Origin of the sequence: Phenylobacterium sp., from assembly GCF_004799395.1 — a bacterium.
Lineage (GTDB): Bacteria > Pseudomonadota > Alphaproteobacteria > Caulobacterales > Caulobacteraceae > Phenylobacterium.
This window is the reverse complement of record NZ_SSMZ01000248.1, coordinates 1-19,065: the sequence shown is the minus strand read 5'-3', so window position 1 is coordinate 19,065 and position 19,065 is coordinate 1. Positions and strand designations below refer to the sequence as shown.

The following is a 19,065-nucleotide window of genomic DNA, read 5'->3' as shown; positions in this document are numbered from 1 at the left end:
CGCATCTAAGCGCAATCTCCATGCGTACATGGAGTGTGAGGGCCCTCCCCCGGCCTTCTAGCCAGCCCGCCCAGGCTCCCCGGCCGCCGGGCGGGCGCCGAGACCCGCGATCTCCCCGGTCGCGGGTCTCTTGCTGTCTGGGACCGTCTCGCTAGAGGTGGGAAAGCGTGCCCAGGAAGATCCAGTCACTGGGTAGGGTCGAGAAGGTGACGCCCACCAGGTCCATCTCGCCGCCGCTACTCACCGTGATCACCGTGTCCGCGCCGACCTGGGCGACCGAGTACAAAGTGCCAGGGTCGAGCTCCACCCGGTCGCCCTGGGCGTAGTTGAAGTCCAGGACCTTCATCATCCCGATGGAGACCGAGCCGTGGAAGATGTCGGCGCCCCCGCCGCCGCTTACCGTATCGTTGCCCAGGTCTCCGGAGATGTAGTCATTGCCGGCGCCCCCGACGATGGAATCATCGCCCTGGCCGCCGCGCAACACATCGCCCTGCGAGCCTGCCTGCAGGGTGTCGTTGCCCAGGTTGCCCAGCACTAGGTCCTGGTACCCGCCGCCGCCGACAAGCGAGTCATCACCTTGGCCGCCCACCACCCAATTGCTTCCGGTCCCGCCATGGAGGGTGTCATTCCCCATGTTGCCGTTCATGTCGTTGAAGCCGGACCCGCCGACGATGCTGTCGTCGCCAGCTTCGCCGCGCAGGTAGTTGTTTCCGGAGCCGCCGGTGATCGTGTCGTTGCCAGACCCGCCTTCCAGCGTGTTGTCGCCCGGCCCAGGGGTGAGCACCTCGCCGCCGCCTGTCGGCGCGACCGCCCCGCCGGTCTGGGCGACGCTGACCGTATAGGTGCCGGCGTAGCCGTCCACGTAGGCGCCGGCCTCGACGTAGAAGGTTCCGGTGGTCGTCGCTGCAAACACGATCCGCGAATCCGGATCGGTCCCATCGACGATGTCGTCGTCGAAGGCGACCTGGGCGCCGGTCGAATCGTGCAACCGCAGATAGGGGTCGGCCAGGGTCCCGCCGCCCCCGAAGCTGCCCACCTCGTTGATCGTGTAGGTGTCGCCGGCCTGGAACTGCACGGCGAACCAGTCGCGGTCGCCTGCCTCCTGCAGCGCCGCGCTGATCGAACCCCCGATGGCCAACTGGCCGATCGGATGGGTCGTGTCGGTCAGGCTATTGGCGTAGTCGTCTGGCGCCGGGGTGAACGGCGTTGCGTTCCAGCCCAGGACATCCAGCACCTGCAGGTCGGTGGCCGAGACCACGCCCGGCGAGCCCGGGCCGCCGGGTCCGAAGGCGTCGCCCACCGTTTGGTCCCAGTCGCCCAGGTCCTGGCCGTCGAAGTGCCCCGTCGCGCTCACCGAGTTATGGTATTGGAGTGACGAGACGTCGCTGGAATCTATGCCGAAGAAGGTCGCCACCCCGTCCGATCCGCCCGTGTAGTCGCGCACCCCCGCGGCGGTGAAGCGGAATAGGTCCAGCGGGTTCCACTTGGTTTCGGCGAAACCCAGGCTGGAGGTTCGTCCGAACACGCCCTCACTGATCTCGTGCTCAATCACCCCGACCGCATCCTGGCCGAAGGTGAAGCCGAGCGTGCTGTTCAGCGTCACCTGGTCGTCAACATCGTTGGTCTGCGGCGCCAGCCCCAACATCACGGCCTGAGCCTCAGGGATCGCGAAGCCAACGCCATTCGACGGATCGGTGGCAGGCAGACCGTTCACCGAGGCGAAGTCATTGGCGGTCGTCGCATGCGAGCGCAGGGCCGAGGCCAGGGACGTGTAGCTGACGTCCACCTCGTTGAAGTTGTTTTCGCCGCTGACGCCGGCGCCGAGCGACGAATAGCTGAAGTCCACGCTAACCGTCAGCGCGTTGGTGAAGTGGCTCTGCAGGAAGTTTTCGGCTGTGACCACCGCCGCCTCATAGGCGGCCGAGACGTTGGGATCGTAGGAATTGATGAAAACCAGACCGCTCCCAGCCAGGGTGACGGCGTCGGTGGGCAGGGTCATGCTCGGCCTCGAACTTTACGCTACATCGTCCCTCGCGCCAGTGACGGGGAAGCGCTGGACCTTGTCAATCCAGTCAGGCCAGGATCACAGGGTTTGCGGCCCCACCATGGCGGCAGGGTCTCCGGACTGACATGATCAAACTGACCTTTTGCCTGATCCGCCTGCCGCACCTGAGCCGCGAGGCCTTCCAGGCCTACTGGTTCGACACCCATGGGCCCCTCGTCGCCTCGGTCGCCGAAGCGTTGCAGATCCGTCGCTACGTCCAGACCCACAGCCTGCCGGCCGACTTGAACCTCGAGATCCGCTCCGCTCGCGCCGCGCCGGCCGAATACGACGGCGTCGCCGAGCTCTGGTTCGACAGCCTCACGGCCGTGACCGCCAACGCCCAGCGGCCCGAGGCCCGGGCCGCGGGCGCGCTCCTGCTGAAGGACGAACGCCGCTTCATCGATCTTTCGAAGAGCCCACTGTGGTGGAGCGAGGAGCGGCCGGTCGTCGGCTGACCGCCGCCGGCTTGGCCCGCGCCGCGGCCTTGCCGCGCCGGCGGCTGCGCGGCGGCTCGAACTTGCGGGCCTCGACGGCCACCTGCTGCGGATAGGGGAAGGTGAAGCCCTCGGCCTCCAGCGCGTCCTTCACCCGCTTCAGGAGGTCGAAGCGGCCGCTATCGAACAGCGTCGGCGTGAACCAGGCGCGCAGCGTCACCGTCAGGCCGCGCTCGCCCATGGCGGTCAGCCGGGCCCAGGGCGCGGGCTTGTCGCTGACGCTGGGCTCGGCGGCGGCGCATTCCAGCAGGATCGCCAGCGCCCGGTCCACATCGTCCTCATAGTCGATCACGAAATCGAGGGTGACCTGCCGCGCCACCGGCGTGGACTGGTTGACGATGGTGTCGCCGAACGCCTTGGCGTTGGGCACGTGGACGCTGAGATTGTCGCCGCTCGCCAGCCGGGTGGTGAAGAGATCGAGGCCGCGCACGGTCCCGGACCGGCCAGCCACCTCCACCGCGTCGCCCACCCGGTAGGGCCGCAGGATCAGCAGCATCACGCCCGCCGCCACATTGGCCAGCGCGCCCTGCAGCGCCAGGCCGATGGCCAGGGACGCCGCGCCCAGCACGGCGATCACCGAGGTCGCCTTGACCCCCAGCTGCTGCAGCACCGCGATCAGCCCTATGACGATCACCAGGTAGCGCACCAGGGAGGCCGCGAAGCTCTGCAGGGTGGTGTCAGCGGGGCGGTGGCGATGGGCCTTGGCGATGCCATGCGCCGTCAGCTGCGAGGCCCAGTTCGCCGCCCACATGGTACCCAGGAAAATCGCCAGCGCCACCGCCAGATTGACCGCCAGGCCGCCGGCGGCGTCGGCCATGTGGCGCATCAACTCCCCGTCGCCCAGCAGGAGCCGGCGCGCGTCATTGACGAACGGCGGCAGGGTCGGATCGGTGGGGATCGAGCTCGGCAGGATCGGCGGCAGGGTTGGGGTGGGCGTGGCCAAGGGTCCCTCGCGAGGCGGTCGGTCAGGGTCGTATCAACGCCTGGGCGCGCGGTTTGGCGCCGCACAAAGCGCCGTCGGCGCTCGGGACCTAGGCCGCTGCGTCATAGGCCGCGCGCAGCCACGCCAGGACCTCGGCGTCGATCTCGCCGGTCTCGGCGACCCGCAGTCGGTGGGTGACCATCGGGTTCCACGACCCCGCCGCCGCGGCCCGCGCCGTCGCCGGCGCGCCCGGCACCTTGAAGCCCAGGTCGGCGAAGCTGGCCCCGGGCTGGACGATCGCGAACTTCCGCCCGCCGCGCGTCAGGCTCACATATTTGTCGGCCGCCGAGGCGGAGACATCGCCGGCGCCGCCGAACCCGCGCGCCGTCGCCAGCAGGTCGTCGAACGCCCTGCGCCACGCCGCCCGCCCGCCGGAGAACAGCTTGTCCAGCCGCGCGTCCGGCGAGGCCCGCGCCCCGTCAGGCCCCCGCCGCCAGCTCGCGATCACCGCCATGGCGTGGCCGTGGCCCAGGTCGAAGTCCGCCTTCAGCCAGGCCGCCACGGCGCCGGCCTTCACCCCAGGGGCCAGCAGGCCACGCGCCTCGGCCAGGGCCTTGAAGTCCTCCGGCCCCTTGCCGGTCTTGGCCCGGATATTGTCGAGGTAGGCCTGGAAGGTCATCGCGCATCTCCCTGCTTGGGCGTCCGCCGAAGGACGCACCGGCCGGCCCGATCCCGACAGACCCGGCGCAGCCCCGGCGGCGGAGCCTGCCGCTCCAGCGTGCGCCGGGATCGGAAACGGGGTTTGGGCGGCATTCACGGATGGTCTCACGAGGTCGGCGCAGGACCAAAGTCGGCGATTTCATTTCACCGCTCATCCCCGCGAAGGCGGGGATGAGCGGACAAAGGGCGAGGCCAGCACCTCAACTCACCGCCCAAGACCAACCCCCAGTCTCCAGCTTAAATCTCATGGCGGCCATTCTGCTTGGCGGTTCGGGCATCTCAACCACTCACCCTTCATCAACCCTTCCGCTTCATCTCTGGCTCGGTCACACTGGAACAGACGATGAACAATCCGAATCAGCCCCTTCGCATCCTCGGCCTCGACCCGGGCCTGCGCCGCACTGGCTGGGGCGTGGTGGCGGTGGACGGCGCTCGGCTGACCCACGTGGCCCATGGGGTCATCGCGCCGAAGGACAGCCTACCCTTCGCTGAGCGCCTGCTGATCCTGTTCGACGCCATCGCCGAGGTCATCGTCCTGCACGCCCCGCATGAGGCGGCGGTGGAGGAGACCTTCATGAACACCAACGCCCAGTCGGCGCTGAAGCTGGGGCACGCGCGCGCCTGCTGCCTGATCGCCCCGGCGCGCGCCGGTCTCACCGTCGCCGAATACGCCGCCACCGTGGTCAAGAAGGCCGTGGTCGGCACCGGCGCGGCGGACAAGGTCCAGGTCGGCTTCATGATCCGCCGCCTCCTCCCCACCGCGGGCGACACCACCGCCGACGCCGCCGATGCGCTCGCCGTCGCCATCGCCCACGCCCATGCGCGCCGCGCGCGCAGCTACGCGGCCTAGGGCCGATCGACATTCATCTGGAACAGCGGAGGCTGCAATCTCCTCCTCCGTAGGGGGAGGAGAGGGGCCGTCTGCAACCGCGTCGATAACGTTTGCTCCGTCTCAGAACTAGTGCCGATGAATCCCGCCACGGCTGTGGACGCCGTGGAAGGCATGCGGCGCCGAAGCACCGCCGACGGTGGCCTCGGCGTCCGTGCGCTGGCCGGTCGCAGCGCCGGTGTTTTCGCCCGCGGTTCGCTGGAAGTGCTGGCCGCTGTCCCGCACGTAAGGCGCGCCGCGGCCGCTGGAATACCAGAACCCGCCGTCGCGGCCCCAGTAGCCGTCGTAGTAGGGCCCGTAGGCGTCGTCGTAATAGGCGTTATAGGCCAGGTCCACGCCGCCGTAGCCATGTCCGGAGCCGGTGGCGCATGCGGCGACAGCGAGCGCGCAGCCCGCGGCGATCAAGACGCGTTTCATGTCGATGTTCCAATATCCCGCGACCCTGCACAGGGGTAAGCGAGCCCGGCGACATTGGTTGCGCCTGACCGCCCGGCGGGCGGCGCGGCGAGCCTAGCCCGGCCGGCTAGGCGCGGCGCGCGGCGCGGCCGGAGCCGCCGGCGCGCGGGCGGTGCGCACGCCGTGGAAGCCGCTGGCGGTGTCGTGGCGGAAGTGGTGGGCTTCGTCGCGGGCGAACTCGCCGTTGCGCTCATGGCGGTACATGAAGACGTCGTCGGCGCCCCAGTAGCCGTCGACATAGGGGCCATAGGCGTCGTCGTAGTAGGCGTCATAGGCCAAGCCGCCGCCTCCGCCGAAATGGTGGCCATAGCCGCCATCGGCGCAGGCGCTAAGCGTCAGGGCGCTGGCGACCAGGGAAGCAACAAGGGGTTTCATCATTCTAAGTTCCAAAAGCCCCGACCGCCGGATAAAGCGCGCCGGCGGCCTTGGTTTCCGTCCGTCGCACAGACGCCCCAATTCCGCCGCGGCCCAGGCGTCCTATGGCCGCGATCCCCAAGAGGAACCGTCATGCGCTGGATCGCCCTGATCGCCGCCGCCGTCCTGCTCAGCGCTTGCGCCGAGAGCGTGATGGACAATACCCCGCACGGCACCGACCCGCCCTGGGACTCCACCATCCCCAAGCCGCAGACCTAGGGCTCAGGCTTATCCCCATCGGCCTTCAAGGCGCCGGCGCGATCCTGCCGCGCCCGAACAGCACGCCCCAGCTCAGCCCCCGCGTGGCCAGCGCCACGGCGCTGTAGACGACCACGCCGGCCACCCCCAACGCCGCCTCGACATAGAGCATCCCCGTGGCCCCGAACCTCGTCTCCGCCCAGCCGTCCACCAGGGTGACCACCAGGACCGGCACGTTGGAGAGCGAGGAGATCAGGTTGAACTTGGTGCCCGCCGCGCCCTTGCCGATGGCCTCCAGCGTCACCGCCGAATAGGCCCCGTAGCAGAACCCCACGGCGGCGTTGTAGAGGCAGGAGAAGAGCATGAAGGTCATCGGCGTCTTCGGCGCGAGCGCCATGGCGATGGCCACCGCCGAGAGCCCGATCCCGAACAGGCTGTAGGCCCGCTTGCGGTCGATCCTGTCGGCGATGTAGCCGCCGACGATGCAGCCCGGGATGCTGGCCAGGCCAGACAGCGCGCCACCCGCCAGCGCCACCTGATCGCTGCTGGCGTTCCAGTCCTTGCCGATGGCGCCCCAGAGCTGCTGCAGTCCGCCCGAGCCGATCGGCAGCAGCATCAGGAAGCAGGCGAGCAGGCCGATCCGCGTCTTGATCAGGCTCAGAAGGTCAACGCCGATCTCCTTGAGCGTGCCCCAATAGGTCTTGCCGCCGCCGACCCGCCCGGGCTCGGTCATGCCGAACAGCGGCGCGATGCAGACCAGGGAGATCGCCGCCAGCAGGCTTCCGGCGATCCAGGGGTGTCCGGAATGCGTCGCCAGCCACAGGCCCGCGCCTCCACCGAGACCCGCGCCGCCGAGGTTGCCCGCCTGGCTCCAGCCGCCCGCCTGTCCCTTCAGGTGATCGGGCACGTCGAAGGCCATCAGCCGGTCCACGGCGATGGAGGTAACCGTGCCCGCCACCGCTCCGGCGAGCACCAGCCAGCCGAACACCGGCAACAGGTCGACCCGCAATGGGAGCAAAGACGTGGCGGAGAGGATCGCCGCCGTGGCGACGAGGCCGATGGCGAACCAGGCCTTGGCGGTGAGCGTCGTGTCGACCACCGGCGACCAGGCGACCTTCCAGGTGTTGGCCACCAGGGCCATGCCGCTCAGCACGGCGACCGCCTCGACCGTGGCGCCGACATCGCTCAGCAGCCTGCCCAGCGTGACGTTTACATATCCAGAGACGATGCCGTAGGGCAGATAGAGGACCAGGTAGACGCCGGGATGCGTGCTCGCCTTGGGCGCATGAGCTTCGGTCATCTGATCCCCGACTGTCGCAAAACATTAGCGGGCAATCGTCGGGCGCCAACTGCCCTATTCGCCGAAGCCTGGGCTCCTTGGTTGAGGAGGCTGGTTAACCCGGGGTCGCATCAGGGCCTGCGCGATCTCAAGGCGTTCACGGTTTTCAAGCGGAGCGACGCGGTTTACGGCATTGTCGGAACAGATGCCGAACGTGATTCACATTAGAACCCGTCATCCCCGGCCAACGAAGGGGCGCAGCCCCGCAGGCCGCGCCGGGGACCGGCCATGATCGGCCGCCTCTGGGGCCTGGTCGCCGAGGTGGGCGAGGAGGAGGCGCTGATCGACGTCTCCGGCGTCGGCTATGTCGTGCGCTGCGGCTCGCGGACGCTCGGCCGCATGCCGGCGCTGGGCGGCGCCGTCGACCTGCACATCGAAAGCCAGTGGGGCGAGCAGACGGGCATGACCCTCTACGGCTTCCTCGACCGCAACGAGCGCCGCGCCTTCGTGATGCTGAAGACCATCCAGGGCGTCGGCCCCAAGGCGGCGCTGGCCGTCCTCGACGTCCTGCCGCCGGCCGAACTCTCGTCCGCCGCCCAGCGCGGCGACCAGGCCGCGGTCTCGCGCGCGCAAGGGGTGGGCCCGAAGCTGGCGCTGCGCATCGTCACCGAGCTGAAAGACAAGCCGATCGGCGACGGCCTGGTCGCGGCCTTTCATGCGTCGGCGACACCCGCGGTCCCCGCCAAGCCCAGCGCCACGGGCGAAGCCGTCGCCGCCCTCATGGGCCTGGGCGTCGCCGAACCCGCCGCCCGCCGCGTGGTCGAACATGCCTCCCTGCGCCTCGGCGAAGAGACCGACGCCCCCGCCCTGATCAAGGCGGCCCTGCAGGAGCTGGGGCGGTGACCGCTGACACGGCCCAGATGCGCCCTCTCCGGGGGAGCTGTCGCGGAGCGACTGAGGGGGTTTACTCTCCGGCGCTCCGGATGTCGGCTGTCGCGGCCGCCGTGGCGGAAACCCCCTCAGTCAGCTTTGCTGACAGCTCCCCCAGACGGGGAGCATCGGTGCGCCCATGACCCGCCTCGTCTCCGGCGAACCGGCCCCGCTCGAAGGCCCGGACAAGGCCCTGCGGCCCCAGACCTTCGCCGAGTTCGTCGGGCAGGAGCAGGCCAAGGCCAATCTGCGGGTGTTCATTGAGGGCGCCCGCAGCCGCGGCGAGGCGCTCGACCACGTGCTGCTGTTCGGGCCGCCGGGCCTCGGAAAGACCACCATGGCCCAGATCGTCGCGCGCGAACTCGGCGTGAATTTCCGCGCCACTTCAGGCCCAGTGCTGGCCAAGGCCGGCGACCTAGCCGCCATCCTCACCAACCTCGAGCCCAACGACGTCCTGTTCATCGACGAGATCCACCGGCTGGCCGCCAATGTGGAGGAGATCCTCTATCCGGCCATGGAGGACCACGTGCTGGACCTGATGATCGGCGAGGGGCCCTCGGCGCGCTCGATCCGCATCGACCTGGCGCCCTTCACCCTGGTGGCGGCCACCACGCGCGCGGGCCTCTTGGCGACGCCGCTGCGCGACCGGTTCGGCATCCCGATCCGCCTGGAGTTCTACACCCCGGCGGAGCTGCAGAAGGTGCTGACCCAGGCCGCCGGCAAGCTCGGCCTGAACCTGCACCTTGAAGGCGCCGCCGAGATCGCCGCCCGCGCCCGCGGCACCCCGCGCGTCGCCGGCCGCCTGCTGCGCCGGGTCCGCGACTTCGCCGCCAGCGACGGCGTCGACCTGATCGACCGCGCCGCCGCGGCCTCCGCCCTGGCCCGCCTGGACGTGGACGAGATGGGCCTGGACGCGCTCGACCGCCGCTACCTGCGCGCGCTGATCGAGAACTACGCCGGCGGCCCCGCGGGCGTGGAGACCCTGGCCTACGCCATCGCCGAGGCCCGCGACGCCGTCGAGGACGTCATCGAGCCCTTCCTGCTGCAGCAAGGTTTCATCCAGCGCACGCCCCGCGGCCGCATGGCCTGCGCCAAGGCCTACGCGCACTTAGGCCTGCTGGCTCCGAAAGGCGTCGGCCAGCCGCAGCCCGGGGACCTGTTCGACGAATGAGCGACGCGGCGAATGAACCTTCAGCCGGCGGGCTGGTCGGCCGCGAGCACCAGCTGCCGGTGCGCATCTATTATGAGGACACCGACTTCACCGGCGTCGTCTATCACGCCAACTATCTTCGCTATTTCGAGCGTGGTCGGAGCGACTTCTTCCGCCTGGTGGGGGTCAGCCATTCGGCGCTGCTGGAGCGCCCGGATCCGGCCGCCTTCACCATCACCCGCATCACCGTCGACTTCAAACGCGCCGCGCGGATCGACGACGCGCTGCTGGTGCGCACGACCTATGACAGCGTCCGCGGACCGCGCCTCTTCGTCAGCCAACGGATCACCCGCGGCGAGGAGCTGATCGCCACCGCCGCCGTCGAGGCCGCCTGCATCGACCTGCAGGGCCGCGCGCGCAAGCCGCCACCCGGCATGGCCGAGGCGCTGGCGCCGCTTTTTGCGCCTTCGCCATAAGTTCGCCACCGCCACGCGCCACGACCCACTCTTCCCCCGCCCGTTCACTGTCACGTCTTGGGAGCTCCTGGCCTCGCATGGATTCCGCCGCCGCCATCACGCCGGAGAGCTTCAACTTCTTCGTTCTGTTCATGAAGGCCGATTGGGTCGTGAAACTGGTCATGCTGGGCCTGGGCGCGGCCTCGCTGTGGTCCTGGACCGTGATCCTCGACAAGACCTTCCGCTTCTCCTCGCTCACCCGTCAGGCCAACACCTTCGAGGACGCCGTGGCCTCGGGCAAAAGCCTGGAGGACGTCGCCGCCGAAGCCGGCGAGCGGCCGCGCCACGCGCTGCCGCGAATGCTGCAGGGCGCGTTGCGGGAATGGCGCGACGCCCGCAACAAGGGCCTGACCACCGACACCCAGGCCGCCTTCCTGATCCAGCGCATCGACCGGGTCCTCGACGCCGCCATTGCCCGCGAGAGCGCCCGCCTCGAGGATGGCCTGGGCTCTTTGGCCATCGTCGCCACCGCGTCGCCTTTCATAGGGCTGTTCGGCACCGTCTGGGGTATCATGAACGCCTTCCAGTCGATCGCCATCCAGAAGAACACCTCGCTGGCGATCGTCGCGCCGTCCATCGCCCAGGCCCTGTTCGCCACGGCGATCGGCCTTGTCGCGGCGATCCCGGCCTACATCGCCTACAACAAGTTCTCGACTGACGCGGCCAAGTACGCCGGCCGCCTGGAGGGCTTCGCCGACGACCTCTCCACCGCCATCCAGCGGCGCCTGGCGGAGCGGGTCTAGGCCATGGCGCTCTCCGCCAACGACGCCTTCGCCGCCGGCGGCCGGGGCCGCCGACGTCGGGGCGGGCGCGGCCGCCGCGGCGCGCTCTCCGAGATCAACGTCACCCCGTTGGTCGACGTGATGCTGGTCCTTCTCATCGTCTTCATGATTTCAGCGCCCCTGCTCACCGCCGGCGTGCCGGTGGAGCTGCCGAAGACCGAGGCCGGCTCCCTGCAGGACCAGGCCGAGCCGCTGACGCTGACCATCCGCGCCGACGGCCAGCTGTTCATCAAGGAGGATGAGGTGCCCTTCGGCGCGCTCGCCCCGCGCCTGCAGCAGATCGCCGGCCCTAACACCACCAAGCCCATCTATGTCCGCGCCGACGGCAAGGCCCCCTACGCCATCGTGGCCCAGGTGATGGCCGCGCTCTCCACCTCCGGCTTCACCTCGATCAACCTGATCACTGATACCGGCGGCCCATCGTCGGGCGGCCGGCCGGGGGATCAACCCAAGCCGCTAAACGTCTCTGGGGGGCCCGACACCCCGTGACCCGCCGGGAGCTCTCGCCTGCGATGCTGGGGTCGGTGCTTCTGCACGCGACCCTGGCCGTGGCGCTGCTGATTTCTTGGAACTTCACCCGCGACCTGAAGGTCGGTTCGGTGGTGCCGGTGACCATCGTCTCCCGCGCCCCGGACATGGACGTCCGCCCAGCCGAGGAGGCGCCCGTCGAACAAGCCGCCCAGACCGAGGAGCCGGCCCCGGAAGCCCCGCCGCAGGCGGCGGCTCCGGTTCCGACGCCCAAGGCCGCGCCTCCGCCGCCGAGGCCGGAACCCAAGCCACTGCCGCCGACGCCTGCGCCCAAGCCGCTGCCCAAGGCCGCGCCGCCCGCCAAGCCCGAGAAGAGTCTCGACCTCGACGCGCTGTCGGCCAGTATCTCGAAGATGTCCAAGCCCGCCGCGCCGAAGCCCTCCTCCGCCGCCAAGGGGCCGGCGCAGGCCGAGACCGCGCCCGTGGCCCGCCAGACCCTGGGAACCGGGCTCTCCGCAGCCGCGCTCACCGGCCTCACCGACGAGTTGCAGCGCCGTTGGAACCCCAACTGCAACGTCGAGGGCGGCCGCGACGTGCAGGTGCGCGTGGTCTTCACCCTGGGCGCCGGCGGCCAGGTGGTCGGCGACGTGACTCCGCAGATCAAGGGCGCCGCCACGCCGGTCGCCCGCACCGCCGCCGAGCGGGCGGTGAGCGCGGTCTATGCCGCCGCCCCGTTTAGAAACCTGCCCCGCGAGTTCTACGGCGATAAGATCGCGGTCAACTTCAACGCGCGCGAGGCCTGCTCCTGATGTCCTCCTTTTCCAAACGGACCCTGCTGACGGCGCTGGCGAGCCTGCCGGCCGCAGCGCTCCTGGCGCCCGTCGCCGCCCGCGCCGACATCGAGGTCAACGTCAACCGCGGCGACGTCCAGCCCCTGCCCATCGCCATCCCCGCCTTCGGCGGTGGCCAGGTGGGCGCCGACATCGCCGGGGTGATCAGCGCCAACCTCCAACGCTCGGGCCTGTTCCGGCCGCTCGACCCGGCGAGCTTCGTGGAAAAGGACCTCAACACCGCCATCGAGCCGCGCTTCGCGGCCTGGCAGCAGATCAACGCCCAGGCCCTGGTCAATGGCCAGGTGACCGTGGTCGGCGCGCGGCTGCAGGTGGATTTCCGCCTCTGGGACGTCTTCGCCGAGAAGCAGCTGGACGGCAAGCAGATGGCCTCCACCCCGGAGAACTGGCGGCGCGTGGCGCACAAGATCAGCGACGCGGTCTATGAGCGGCTGACCGGCGAGAAAGGCTATTTCGACACCCGTGTGGTGTTCGTGGCCGAGACCGGCGGGCGCGGGTCGAAGACCAAGCGCCTGGCAATCATGGACCAGGACGGCGCCAACCCAAGCTACCTGACCGACGGTTCGGCGGTGATCATGACACCCAGGTTCTCCTCCAACAGCCAGGAGATCACCTACATGGAGCTTCGGCCCGAAGGGTCGAAGATCTACCTCTTGAACCTCGAAACCACCCGCCGCGAAAGCCTGGGAGACTTCAAGGGCATGGTGTTCGCCCCGCGCTTCTCGCCGGACGGCAGCAAGGTGGCCTTCTCGGTCGAGCGCGGCGGCAACACCGACATCTTCCTGATGGACTTGAAGAACCATGCGACGTCGCGGCTGACCGCCGACCCGGCCATCGACACCTCGCCGTCCTTTTCGCCGGACGGCGCCCAGATCGTCTTCAACTCCGACCGCTCCGGCTCGCCGCAGCTCTACATCATGGGCGCGGACGGCTCGAACCCGCGGCGGATCAGTTTCGCCCAGGGCCGTTACACCACCCCGGTCTGGAGCCCGACCGGCGAGTTCATCGCCTTCACCAAACAGACTGGCGGCGAGTTCCATATCGGCATCATGAAACCCGACGGCACCGATGAGCGGATCCTCACTTCCAGCTACCTGGACGAGGGACCCGCCTGGGCGCCCAACGGCCGCGTCCTGCTGTTCAGCCGCGAGGGCGGCGGCGGCGGGACCAAGCTGTGGAGCGTCGACGTCACCGGACGGATCCTGCAGCCCATGCCCTATCCCGGCGGCGCTTCGGACCCCGCCTGGTCACCCTTGTTGAACTGAGTTCCGTTTGGGGCCTTTCCACGGGGAGGCTCCGGCGTTACGCCGCAAGGCGGACGGAACGATTCTTTAGCCTCGCGCCCTCGACGATGGTCGGATCCCGGCGCGCTTTCGAAGGAGACGCTTTCCATGGTTATCACCCGCAACACTGGGAGCGCCCTGCGAGCGACGCTCATCGCTGGCGCCGCCCTGTCGCTCGCGGCCTGCGCAAGCCATCCAAAGCCCGCCTATCCGACCTCGGCGCCCGCGCCCGCGCCCGCGCCCGCGCCGGGCCCCAGCCGCCCTTCCGCGGCCCCGCCGCGCGAGCCGGTGAGCCAGGCGCCCTTGCCCGGATCGGAACGCGATTTCACCGTCAACATCGGCGACCGCGTCTACTTCGATTACGACCAGTACGCCGTGCGCGCCGACGCAGCCCCGCTGCTCGACGCCCAGTCCGAGTGGCTGAAGCGCTATCCGGCGGTGCAGGTGCGGATCGAAGGCAACGCCGACGAACGCGGCACCCAGGAATACAACCTCGCACTCGGCGCGCGGCGCGCCAATGCGGTGCGGGAATATCTGGTGGCCCACGGGGTCGCCGCCGGCCGCATCACCACCGTTTCCTACGGCAAGGAAAAGCCGATCGACACCGGCGAGGGTGAAGTGGCTGAGAGCCACAACCGTAACGCCCACACCGCCATCGTCAGCGGCGCCCGGATGCAATGATGCCGCGCGGACGCCTGCGTCTCCTGGGCGCAACGGCGGCGATCGCGCTGATCGCCGCCCCGTTCGCCATCGCCTTCGCCCAGACGCCGATGGACGACCCGCTGGACGCCCGGGACGCCAAGCGACTTGATCGGATGGAGAAGGTGGTGCGCGAGCTGCGCGACATCGTCTTCAAGGCCCAGAAGACCGGGGCGCCGGTGGTCGTCGAGCCGGCCGACACCGACTCGCGCCTGGCCGACGTCGCCACCAAGATCGGCGACCTGGAACAGTCGCTGACCAAGCTTAACGGCTCGCTGGAGACGACGACCCACGAGCTCGACCAGTCGCGGCGCGACAACACCGCGCTGCGCGCCCAGGTCAAGGCGCTGAGCGACCGCGTCGCCGCCGACGAGCAGAAGATGGACGACGCCGCCAAGGCCGCCACGGCGGCCGCGGTCGCCCAGGCGAGTCCGCCCGAGCCCCCGCCGCCGCCCGATCCCAAGACCGCGGCGGCCGAGTCCAATCAGGCCTTCGCCAAGGCGCGCCAACTGATGTTGAGCGGTGACTATGACGCCGCGCAGTCTGCCTTCAGCGACTTCGTCACCACTTATCCGGACACCCCGAGAACGCCGGAGGCGCGCTACTGGTGGGGCAAGACCCTGGCGGTGCAGGGCGACTACGTGAAGGCCGCCAGCGCCTTCATCGGCTCCATCCGCGGCTGGCCCCAGACCGCCTGGGCGCCCGACGCCGTCGTCGAGCTCGGCCGCGCCCTGGTGCAGCTGAAGAAGCCGGCCGACGCCTGCCAGACCCTGACCGAGCTCGGCCACAAATATCCCAAGGCCCCGCCGGCTGTCACCGCTCGGGCGCAGATGGTGCGCCTGCAGGCGAAGTGCACGTAGCGGCTGATCGCGAGCGCGCCTCGTCCGGCCTCGAACAGACGGCTGGAGAGGTTCTCGACCGCCGGCTGCTCGGCAGCCACCCCAGGCCCGTCGCGGTCGCCCTGTCCGGGGGCGGCGACTCGCTGGCCCTGTTGCTGACCGCCGCCGACTGGGCCAGGGACGCGGGCCGGCGGCTGATCGTGCTGACCGTCGACCACCGGCTTCGGCCGGAAAGCGCCGCCTGGACACAGGCCTGCGCCGCTGTGGCCGAGCGCCTGGGCCTGGCGTTCCACGCGCTGGCCTGGACCGGCGACAAGCCCACGGCCGGCCTGCCCGCGGCGGCTAGGGCCGCGCGCCACGTCCGCCTGGCCGACGCCGCGCGCGAGGCGGGCGCGCGGGCCCTGCTGATGGGCCATACGGCCGATGACGTCCTGGAGGCTCGCCTGATGCGCGAGGCCGGCTCGAGCACGCCGGAGCCCCGGGAATGGTCGCCCTCGCCCGCTTGGCCGCAGGGCCGCGGCCTGTTCCTGCTACGCCCGTTGCTGGGCGTTCGCCGCGCCGAGATCCGCGCCTGGCTCGCAACGCGCGGCGAGACCTGGATCGACGACCCGGCCAACGAGGACACGGCCTACGCCCGACCTCGCGCGCGGCAGGCCCTGGCGGGCGGCGCCGCGCGGGCGGCGACCGCCGCACCCCGCGCGTCCGCCACAGCGCTGGCCCTGGCCGTCCGCGTGGACAAGGCGGCTGGGTTCGAGATCGACCGGGCCGTTCTGCGCGGCGCCGAGCCCGCGGCCCTCGCCCGCTTCGCCGCCGCCGCCTGCCTCTGCGCGGCGGGAACCACCCGGCCGCCGGAGCGCGCCAAGGCCGAGCGGCTGGCAACCCGTCTGGCCGGCGAAGCGGACTTTACCTCCAGCCTCTCCGGGGCCCGGATCGAGGCCCGCGGCGGTATCGCATGCTTCCGCCGCGAGCCCGGCGAGGCGGCCCGCGGAGGCCTCGCGCCTATCAGCCTGAGCCCCGGCGAGACGGCGGTCTGGGACGGCCGCTTCGAGGTCACCTGCGGCCGGGCGGTGGACGTCGCCGCCGCGCCGCGCGGGGCCTCGCCGATGGCGCGGGACGAGGGCGCAGAACTCGCCATCCGCCCCCTGACGCACGCCCGCCTGCTGGCGGCCTGCGGGGCGATCGAGGCCGAACCGCTCTAGCGGTGGGCGGTGGCCAGCACGTGCTCCACGCCGCGCACCACGGGGTCGGCAAAGCGGCGACCAAGCAGGTTGGCGTGGCCAGCGCCGGCGACATGCTCGATGTAGCCGTTCTGCGAGGCCAGCGCCGGCACCGACTGGATCTCCTTCAGCGCCGTGACCGTGCGCGCGCCGGCGGTGATCACTGCGATCGGCATGGACGGTGGGAAGTCGGCGGCGCGGGCCTGGTCGGAGGTGGCGCGCCATTCGTTCACTTCCTGCGACGCCCAGTGCGCATGGGAGGCGAGGCCGTAGATGTGGCGCTTCTCCGCCGAGGCCTCCGGCGGCAGGCCGATGCGGTCGCCGGCCACCGCCGCCACCGGGCGCATCATGCCGTACTTCGCCCCTTCGCTGGTCCAGCCCAGGATGCGGCTGAAGGCGTCGACGCCCTTGCCGCCGATAGGATGGGTGATGACGTCCGGGGTCACCGCGTCCACCAGCACCACGCCCAACACCTGGTCGGGGTGGGTGAGCGCATAGAGCCTGACCATCAGCCCGCCCATGGAGTGGCCGGCCAGCACATAGGGCCCGGGTTCGTCCACCTCGCGCAACAGCGCCGCCAGGTCGGCCACGATCGATTTTCCGTCGCGCGGTTTCGGCCCCGGTTCGGAGTGGCCCAGGCCGGCGCGGTCGTAGGCCAGGCTGGCAAGCCCCTTGGCCGCCAGCCGCTCCTGCACCACCGTCCAGTCGGTGGCGCAGCCGAAGGCGCCGTGCTCCAGCACGACCGTCGGCCGATCGCTGGTCGGACCGGCGCGCACCAGCCGCAGCCGCCGCCCGCCCACGTTCACCATCTCGCCGCGCGGCGGTTTGGGGACTGGAAGGGACAGGGCGACGGACATCGGGCCTAGCCCGCCTTGACGAAGGGCTTGGGCCGCCGGTTGCCGCCCTGGCGGGCGAACATCCAGCCGGGATATTCGCTGGGCAGTTCGGAGACTTCGTCCAGCTGCTTCATCTCATCGTCCGACAGCGTCAGATCGACCGCGGCCAGATTGTCGTCCAGCTGTTCCAACGTCTTGGCGCCGATGATGATGCTCATCGTGAAGGCTTTCTGGAGGATATAGGCCAGGGCCACGCGGGCGACCGACGCGCCGTGCGCATCGCCGACCTGGCGCATCGCCTCGACGCACTTCCAGGCGCGGTCCTTGTCCACCGGCGGGAAATCGAAGGTGGTGCGGCGCGAGCCCTCCGGATTGTTCGAGCCGGGTCCGAACTTGCCGGAGAGCAGGCCGCCGGCCAGGGGCGACCAGACCATCAGGCCGAGCTTTTCCTCGGTCAGCATCGGGACCAGCTCGCGCTCCAGGTCGCGGCCGGCGATGGAGTAGTAGGCCTGCAGGGTCTCGAAGCGGGCGTAGCCCTTGGCCTCCGACAGGCCGAGCGCCTTGGCGATCTTCCAGGCGGCCCAGTTGGAGACGCCGATGTAGCGGACCAGGCCCTGGCTCACGAGGTCGTCCAGCGCGCGCAGGGTCTCGTCTACGGGCGTGACCGTGTCGTTGCCGTGGATCTGGTAGAGGTCGATGTGATCGGTCTGCAGGCGCTCCAGGCTGCCGTGCACGCTGTCCATGATGTGGCCACGGCTGGCGCCCTTGTCGTTGGGCCGGGGCCCCATCTCGCCGAACACCTTGGTGGCGATAACGACGTCGGAGCGTTTGGCCTTCAGGTTCTTCAGCGCCTGGCCGAACAGCTTCTCGGACTCGCCGAAGGAATAGACGTCCGCCGTATCGAAGAAATTGACTCCGGCTTCCAAGGCCCGGCCGACAATGCCGTCCACCTCGCTCTGTTGCAGCCCGCCGATCGCCTTCCAGATGGCCATGTCTTCGGACCCGCCGAAGGTCATGGTCCCCAGGCAGATCTCGGAGACGAACAGTCCCGTGCGGCCGAGCTGGTTGTACTTCATGGAGCGCCTCCGATTTCAGGACGCTCCGCATATGGTCAGGCCAATGTGACACGGGAAGGTCAGCACTGCCGCGCCGGCGCAATAAAACGGAAAAACGCCCGCGAGAGCGGCGCCTAGAGGCTCTTCAGGATGCCTTCGACCATCTTCTTGGCGTCGCCGAACAGCATCATGGTGTTGTCACGGAAGAACAGTTCGTTCTCGACCCCGGCGTATCCGGAGCTCATGCCACGCTTCACGAACAGCACTGTGCGCGCCTTCTCTACGTCCAGGATCGGCATGCCGTAGATCGGGCTGGCCGGATCGGTCTTGGCCGCCGGATTGGTAACGTCGTTGGCGCCGATCACGAAGGCCACGTCGGCGGTGGGGAACTCGGCGTTGATGTCCTCCAGCTCGAAAACCTCGTCGTAGGGGACGTTGGCCTCGGCCAGCAGCACGTTCATGTGGCCAGGCATGCGGCCCGCCACCGGGTGGATGGCGTACTTCACCTCGACGCCTTCGGCCTTCAGCCTGTCGGCCATTTCGCGCAGCGCGTGCTGCGCCTGGCTGACCGCCATGCCGTAGCCGGGGACGATGATCACCTTGGAGGCGTTCTTCATGATGAAGGCGGCGTCGTCGGCGGAGCCCTGCTTCACCGGCCGGGTCTCGACCTTGCCGCTGGCTCCGGCCGCGGCGTCCGTCGCCCCGAAGCCGCCCAGGATCACCGAGATGAAGCCGCGGTTCATCGCCTTGCACATGATGTAGCTGAGGATCGCGCCGGACGAGCCCACCAGCGCGCCGGTGATGATCAGGGTGGTGTTCTCCAGCGTGAAGCCCAGCGCCGCCGCCGCCCAGCCGGAGTAGCTGTTCAGCATCGAGACCACGACCGGCATGTCCGCCCCGCCGATCGGGATGATCAGGGTCACGCCGAGGATCAGGCTGAGCGCGAAGACGCCCCAGAAGGCCCACAGCGCCGCGCCGCCGCTCATCACCAGAGCGACGATCAGGGCGACGACGCCCAGCGCCA

The 19,065-nt window shown here is 69.9% G+C and carries 22 protein-coding genes; 13 read left to right on the top strand and 9 right to left on the bottom strand.

The window, feature by feature from the left end; all coding sequences use genetic code 11:
- Window positions 1-151: 151 nt before the first annotated feature.
- A complete protein-coding gene (locus E8A12_RS15855) occupies window positions 152-1,999 on the bottom strand; it encodes an NF038122 family metalloprotease (RefSeq protein WP_293370537.1) in 1,848 nt (615 codons plus the stop codon).
- 131 nt (window positions 2,000-2,130) lie between these two features.
- Here E8A12_RS15855 and E8A12_RS15850 point away from each other — a divergent pair, with 131 nt between their 5' ends.
- Window positions 2,131-2,499 carry an EthD domain-containing protein gene (locus tag E8A12_RS15850; protein ID WP_293370535.1) on the top strand — a complete coding sequence of 123 codons (369 nt, stop codon included), beginning with the start codon at window positions 2,131-2,133 and terminating at the stop codon, window positions 2,497-2,499.
- Here E8A12_RS15850 and E8A12_RS15845 read toward each other — a convergent pair.
- Window positions 2,441-3,481, bottom strand: a complete 1,041-nt coding sequence (locus E8A12_RS15845) for a mechanosensitive ion channel family protein (protein WP_293370533.1) — start codon at window positions 3,479-3,481, stop codon at window positions 2,441-2,443. The genes E8A12_RS15850 and E8A12_RS15845 overlap by 59 nt on opposite strands.
- 88 nt (window positions 3,482-3,569) lie before the next feature.
- Complete coding sequence (locus E8A12_RS15840) at window positions 3,570-4,139, bottom strand: DUF4287 domain-containing protein (protein ID WP_293370531.1); 570 nt, start codon at window positions 4,137-4,139, stop codon at window positions 3,570-3,572.
- A gap of 384 nt (window positions 4,140-4,523) precedes the next feature.
- On the opposite strand from E8A12_RS15840, the gene ruvC reads away from it, so the two are divergent.
- Window positions 4,524-5,030 carry a crossover junction endodeoxyribonuclease RuvC gene (gene ruvC / locus E8A12_RS15835; RefSeq protein ID WP_293370529.1) on the top strand — a complete coding sequence of 169 codons (507 nt, stop codon included), beginning with the start codon at window positions 4,524-4,526 and terminating at the stop codon, window positions 5,028-5,030.
- A gap of 108 nt (window positions 5,031-5,138) precedes the next feature.
- On the opposite strand, the gene E8A12_RS15830 is transcribed toward ruvC, so the two are convergent.
- Together E8A12_RS15830 and E8A12_RS15825 are read right to left on the bottom strand one after the other, a co-directional pair.
- Entirely contained in the window at window positions 5,139-5,486 is a 348-nt protein-coding gene (locus E8A12_RS15830) for a hypothetical protein (protein ID WP_293370527.1), read from the bottom strand.
- A gap of 93 nt (window positions 5,487-5,579) precedes the next feature.
- Window positions 5,580-5,903 (bottom strand): hypothetical protein, encoded by a 324-nt coding sequence (locus E8A12_RS15825; RefSeq protein WP_293370525.1) that lies wholly within the window; start codon window positions 5,901-5,903, stop codon window positions 5,580-5,582.
- A gap of 129 nt (window positions 5,904-6,032) precedes the next feature.
- On the opposite strand from E8A12_RS15825, the gene E8A12_RS15820 reads away from it, so the two are divergent.
- A complete protein-coding gene (locus E8A12_RS15820; RefSeq protein WP_293370523.1) occupies window positions 6,033-6,158 on the top strand; it encodes a hypothetical protein in 126 nt (41 codons plus the stop codon).
- 25 nt (window positions 6,159-6,183) lie between these two features.
- Here the strand turns inward: E8A12_RS15820 and E8A12_RS15815 are convergent, their stop codons facing one another.
- Complete coding sequence (locus E8A12_RS15815; RefSeq protein WP_293370521.1) at window positions 6,184-7,437, bottom strand: MFS transporter; 1,254 nt, start codon at window positions 7,435-7,437, stop codon at window positions 6,184-6,186.
- A 267-nt stretch (window positions 7,438-7,704) separates the two neighbouring features.
- Here E8A12_RS15815 and ruvA point away from each other — a divergent pair, with 267 nt between their 5' ends.
- From ruvA to tilS, 10 genes are all read left to right on the top strand, one after another.
- The gene (gene ruvA, locus E8A12_RS15810) at window positions 7,705-8,319 is read left to right on the top strand and encodes a Holliday junction branch migration protein RuvA (protein ID WP_293370519.1); all 615 of its coding nucleotides are present in this window, start codon (window positions 7,705-7,707) and stop codon (window positions 8,317-8,319) included.
- 166 nt (window positions 8,320-8,485) lie between these two features.
- Window positions 8,486-9,517 carry a Holliday junction branch migration DNA helicase RuvB gene (gene ruvB / locus E8A12_RS15805; protein ID WP_293370517.1) on the top strand — a complete coding sequence of 344 codons (1,032 nt, stop codon included), beginning with the start codon at window positions 8,486-8,488 and terminating at the stop codon, window positions 9,515-9,517.
- Window positions 9,514-9,972: a YbgC/FadM family acyl-CoA thioesterase gene (locus tag E8A12_RS15800; protein WP_293370515.1), complete on the top strand. Its 459-nt coding sequence runs from the start codon at window positions 9,514-9,516 to the stop codon at window positions 9,970-9,972. The genes ruvB and E8A12_RS15800 overlap by 4 nt, the downstream gene beginning before the upstream one ends.
- A gap of 77 nt (window positions 9,973-10,049) precedes the next feature.
- Window positions 10,050-10,754, top strand: coding sequence for a protein TolQ (tolQ, locus tag E8A12_RS15795; protein ID WP_293370513.1), 705 nt, complete (start codon window positions 10,050-10,052; stop codon window positions 10,752-10,754).
- A gap of 3 nt (window positions 10,755-10,757) precedes the next feature.
- The gene (locus E8A12_RS15790) at window positions 10,758-11,282 is read left to right on the top strand and encodes a biopolymer transporter ExbD (RefSeq protein WP_293370511.1); all 525 of its coding nucleotides are present in this window, start codon (window positions 10,758-10,760) and stop codon (window positions 11,280-11,282) included.
- Window positions 11,279-12,070, top strand: coding sequence for an energy transducer TonB (locus E8A12_RS15785; protein WP_293370509.1), 792 nt, complete (start codon window positions 11,279-11,281; stop codon window positions 12,068-12,070). Before E8A12_RS15790 ends, E8A12_RS15785 begins: the two co-directional genes overlap by 4 nt.
- A complete protein-coding gene (gene tolB / locus E8A12_RS15780; RefSeq protein ID WP_293370507.1) occupies window positions 12,070-13,377 on the top strand; it encodes a Tol-Pal system beta propeller repeat protein TolB in 1,308 nt (435 codons plus the stop codon). The genes E8A12_RS15785 and tolB overlap by 1 nt, the downstream gene beginning before the upstream one ends.
- Before the next feature lie 126 nt (window positions 13,378-13,503).
- Window positions 13,504-14,076: a peptidoglycan-associated lipoprotein Pal gene (pal, locus tag E8A12_RS15775; protein WP_293370505.1), complete on the top strand. Its 573-nt coding sequence runs from the start codon at window positions 13,504-13,506 to the stop codon at window positions 14,074-14,076.
- Complete coding sequence (gene ybgF, locus E8A12_RS15770; RefSeq protein WP_293370503.1) at window positions 14,076-14,954, top strand: tol-pal system protein YbgF; 879 nt, start codon at window positions 14,076-14,078, stop codon at window positions 14,952-14,954. The genes pal and ybgF overlap by 1 nt, the downstream gene beginning before the upstream one ends.
- Window positions 14,945-16,132: a tRNA lysidine(34) synthetase TilS gene (tilS, locus tag E8A12_RS15765; RefSeq protein ID WP_293370501.1), complete on the top strand. Its 1,188-nt coding sequence runs from the start codon at window positions 14,945-14,947 to the stop codon at window positions 16,130-16,132. Before ybgF ends, tilS begins: the two co-directional genes overlap by 10 nt.
- Here the strand turns inward: tilS and E8A12_RS15760 are convergent.
- The 3 genes from E8A12_RS15760 to E8A12_RS15750 all read right to left on the bottom strand — a co-directional run.
- On the bottom strand, window positions 16,129-17,007 hold the full coding sequence (locus tag E8A12_RS15760) for an alpha/beta hydrolase (protein WP_293370499.1): 879 nt from the start codon (window positions 17,005-17,007) through the stop codon (window positions 16,129-16,131). The two genes, tilS and E8A12_RS15760, sit on opposite strands and share 4 nt — an antisense overlap.
- A gap of 5 nt (window positions 17,008-17,012) precedes the next feature.
- Window positions 17,013-18,062 carry an aldo/keto reductase gene (locus E8A12_RS15755; RefSeq protein ID WP_293370497.1) on the bottom strand — a complete coding sequence of 350 codons (1,050 nt, stop codon included), beginning with the start codon at window positions 18,060-18,062 and terminating at the stop codon, window positions 17,013-17,015.
- A gap of 113 nt (window positions 18,063-18,175) precedes the next feature.
- The coding region (locus E8A12_RS15750) for an NAD(P)(+) transhydrogenase (Re/Si-specific) subunit beta (RefSeq protein WP_293370495.1) at window positions 18,176-19,065 on the bottom strand (890 nt) is incomplete at its 5' end.

What these genes read in the sequence shown, in the direction of transcription:
- tolB (WP_293370507.1), top strand. Translation starts at nt 12,070, where the DNA reads ATGTCCTCCTTTTCCAAACGGACCCTGCTGACGGCGCTGGCGAGCCTG.
- E8A12_RS15760 (WP_293370499.1), bottom strand. Translation starts at nt 17,007, where the DNA reads ATGTCCGTCGCCCTGTCCCTTCCAGTCCCCAAACCGCCGCGCGGCGAG.
- E8A12_RS15840 (WP_293370531.1), bottom strand. Translation starts at nt 4,139, where the DNA reads ATGACCTTCCAGGCCTACCTCGACAATATCCGGGCCAAGACCGGCAAG.
- ruvC (WP_293370529.1), top strand. Translation starts at nt 4,524, where the DNA reads ATGAACAATCCGAATCAGCCCCTTCGCATCCTCGGCCTCGACCCGGGC.
- E8A12_RS15830 (WP_293370527.1), bottom strand. Translation starts at nt 5,486, where the DNA reads ATGAAACGCGTCTTGATCGCCGCGGGCTGCGCGCTCGCTGTCGCCGCA.
- pal (WP_293370505.1), top strand. Translation starts at nt 13,504, where the DNA reads ATGGTTATCACCCGCAACACTGGGAGCGCCCTGCGAGCGACGCTCATC.
- E8A12_RS15855 (WP_293370537.1), bottom strand. Translation starts at nt 1,999, where the DNA reads ATGACCCTGCCCACCGACGCCGTCACCCTGGCTGGGAGCGGTCTGGTT.
- ruvB (WP_293370517.1), top strand. Translation starts at nt 8,486, where the DNA reads ATGACCCGCCTCGTCTCCGGCGAACCGGCCCCGCTCGAAGGCCCGGAC.
- E8A12_RS15825 (WP_293370525.1), bottom strand. Translation starts at nt 5,903, where the DNA reads ATGATGAAACCCCTTGTTGCTTCCCTGGTCGCCAGCGCCCTGACGCTT.
- E8A12_RS15815 (WP_293370521.1), bottom strand. Translation starts at nt 7,437, where the DNA reads ATGACCGAAGCTCATGCGCCCAAGGCGAGCACGCATCCCGGCGTCTAC.
- E8A12_RS15755 (WP_293370497.1), bottom strand. Translation starts at nt 18,062, where the DNA reads ATGAAGTACAACCAGCTCGGCCGCACGGGACTGTTCGTCTCCGAGATC.
- tolQ (WP_293370513.1), top strand. Translation starts at nt 10,050, where the DNA reads ATGGATTCCGCCGCCGCCATCACGCCGGAGAGCTTCAACTTCTTCGTT.
- ruvA (WP_293370519.1), top strand. Translation starts at nt 7,705, where the DNA reads ATGATCGGCCGCCTCTGGGGCCTGGTCGCCGAGGTGGGCGAGGAGGAG.
- E8A12_RS15800 (WP_293370515.1), top strand. Translation starts at nt 9,514, where the DNA reads ATGAGCGACGCGGCGAATGAACCTTCAGCCGGCGGGCTGGTCGGCCGC.
- E8A12_RS15850 (WP_293370535.1), top strand. Translation starts at nt 2,131, where the DNA reads ATGATCAAACTGACCTTTTGCCTGATCCGCCTGCCGCACCTGAGCCGC.
- E8A12_RS15820 (WP_293370523.1), top strand. Translation starts at nt 6,033, where the DNA reads ATGCGCTGGATCGCCCTGATCGCCGCCGCCGTCCTGCTCAGCGCTTGC.
- E8A12_RS15790 (WP_293370511.1), top strand. Translation starts at nt 10,758, where the DNA reads ATGGCGCTCTCCGCCAACGACGCCTTCGCCGCCGGCGGCCGGGGCCGC.
- ybgF (WP_293370503.1), top strand. Translation starts at nt 14,076, where the DNA reads ATGCCGCGCGGACGCCTGCGTCTCCTGGGCGCAACGGCGGCGATCGCG.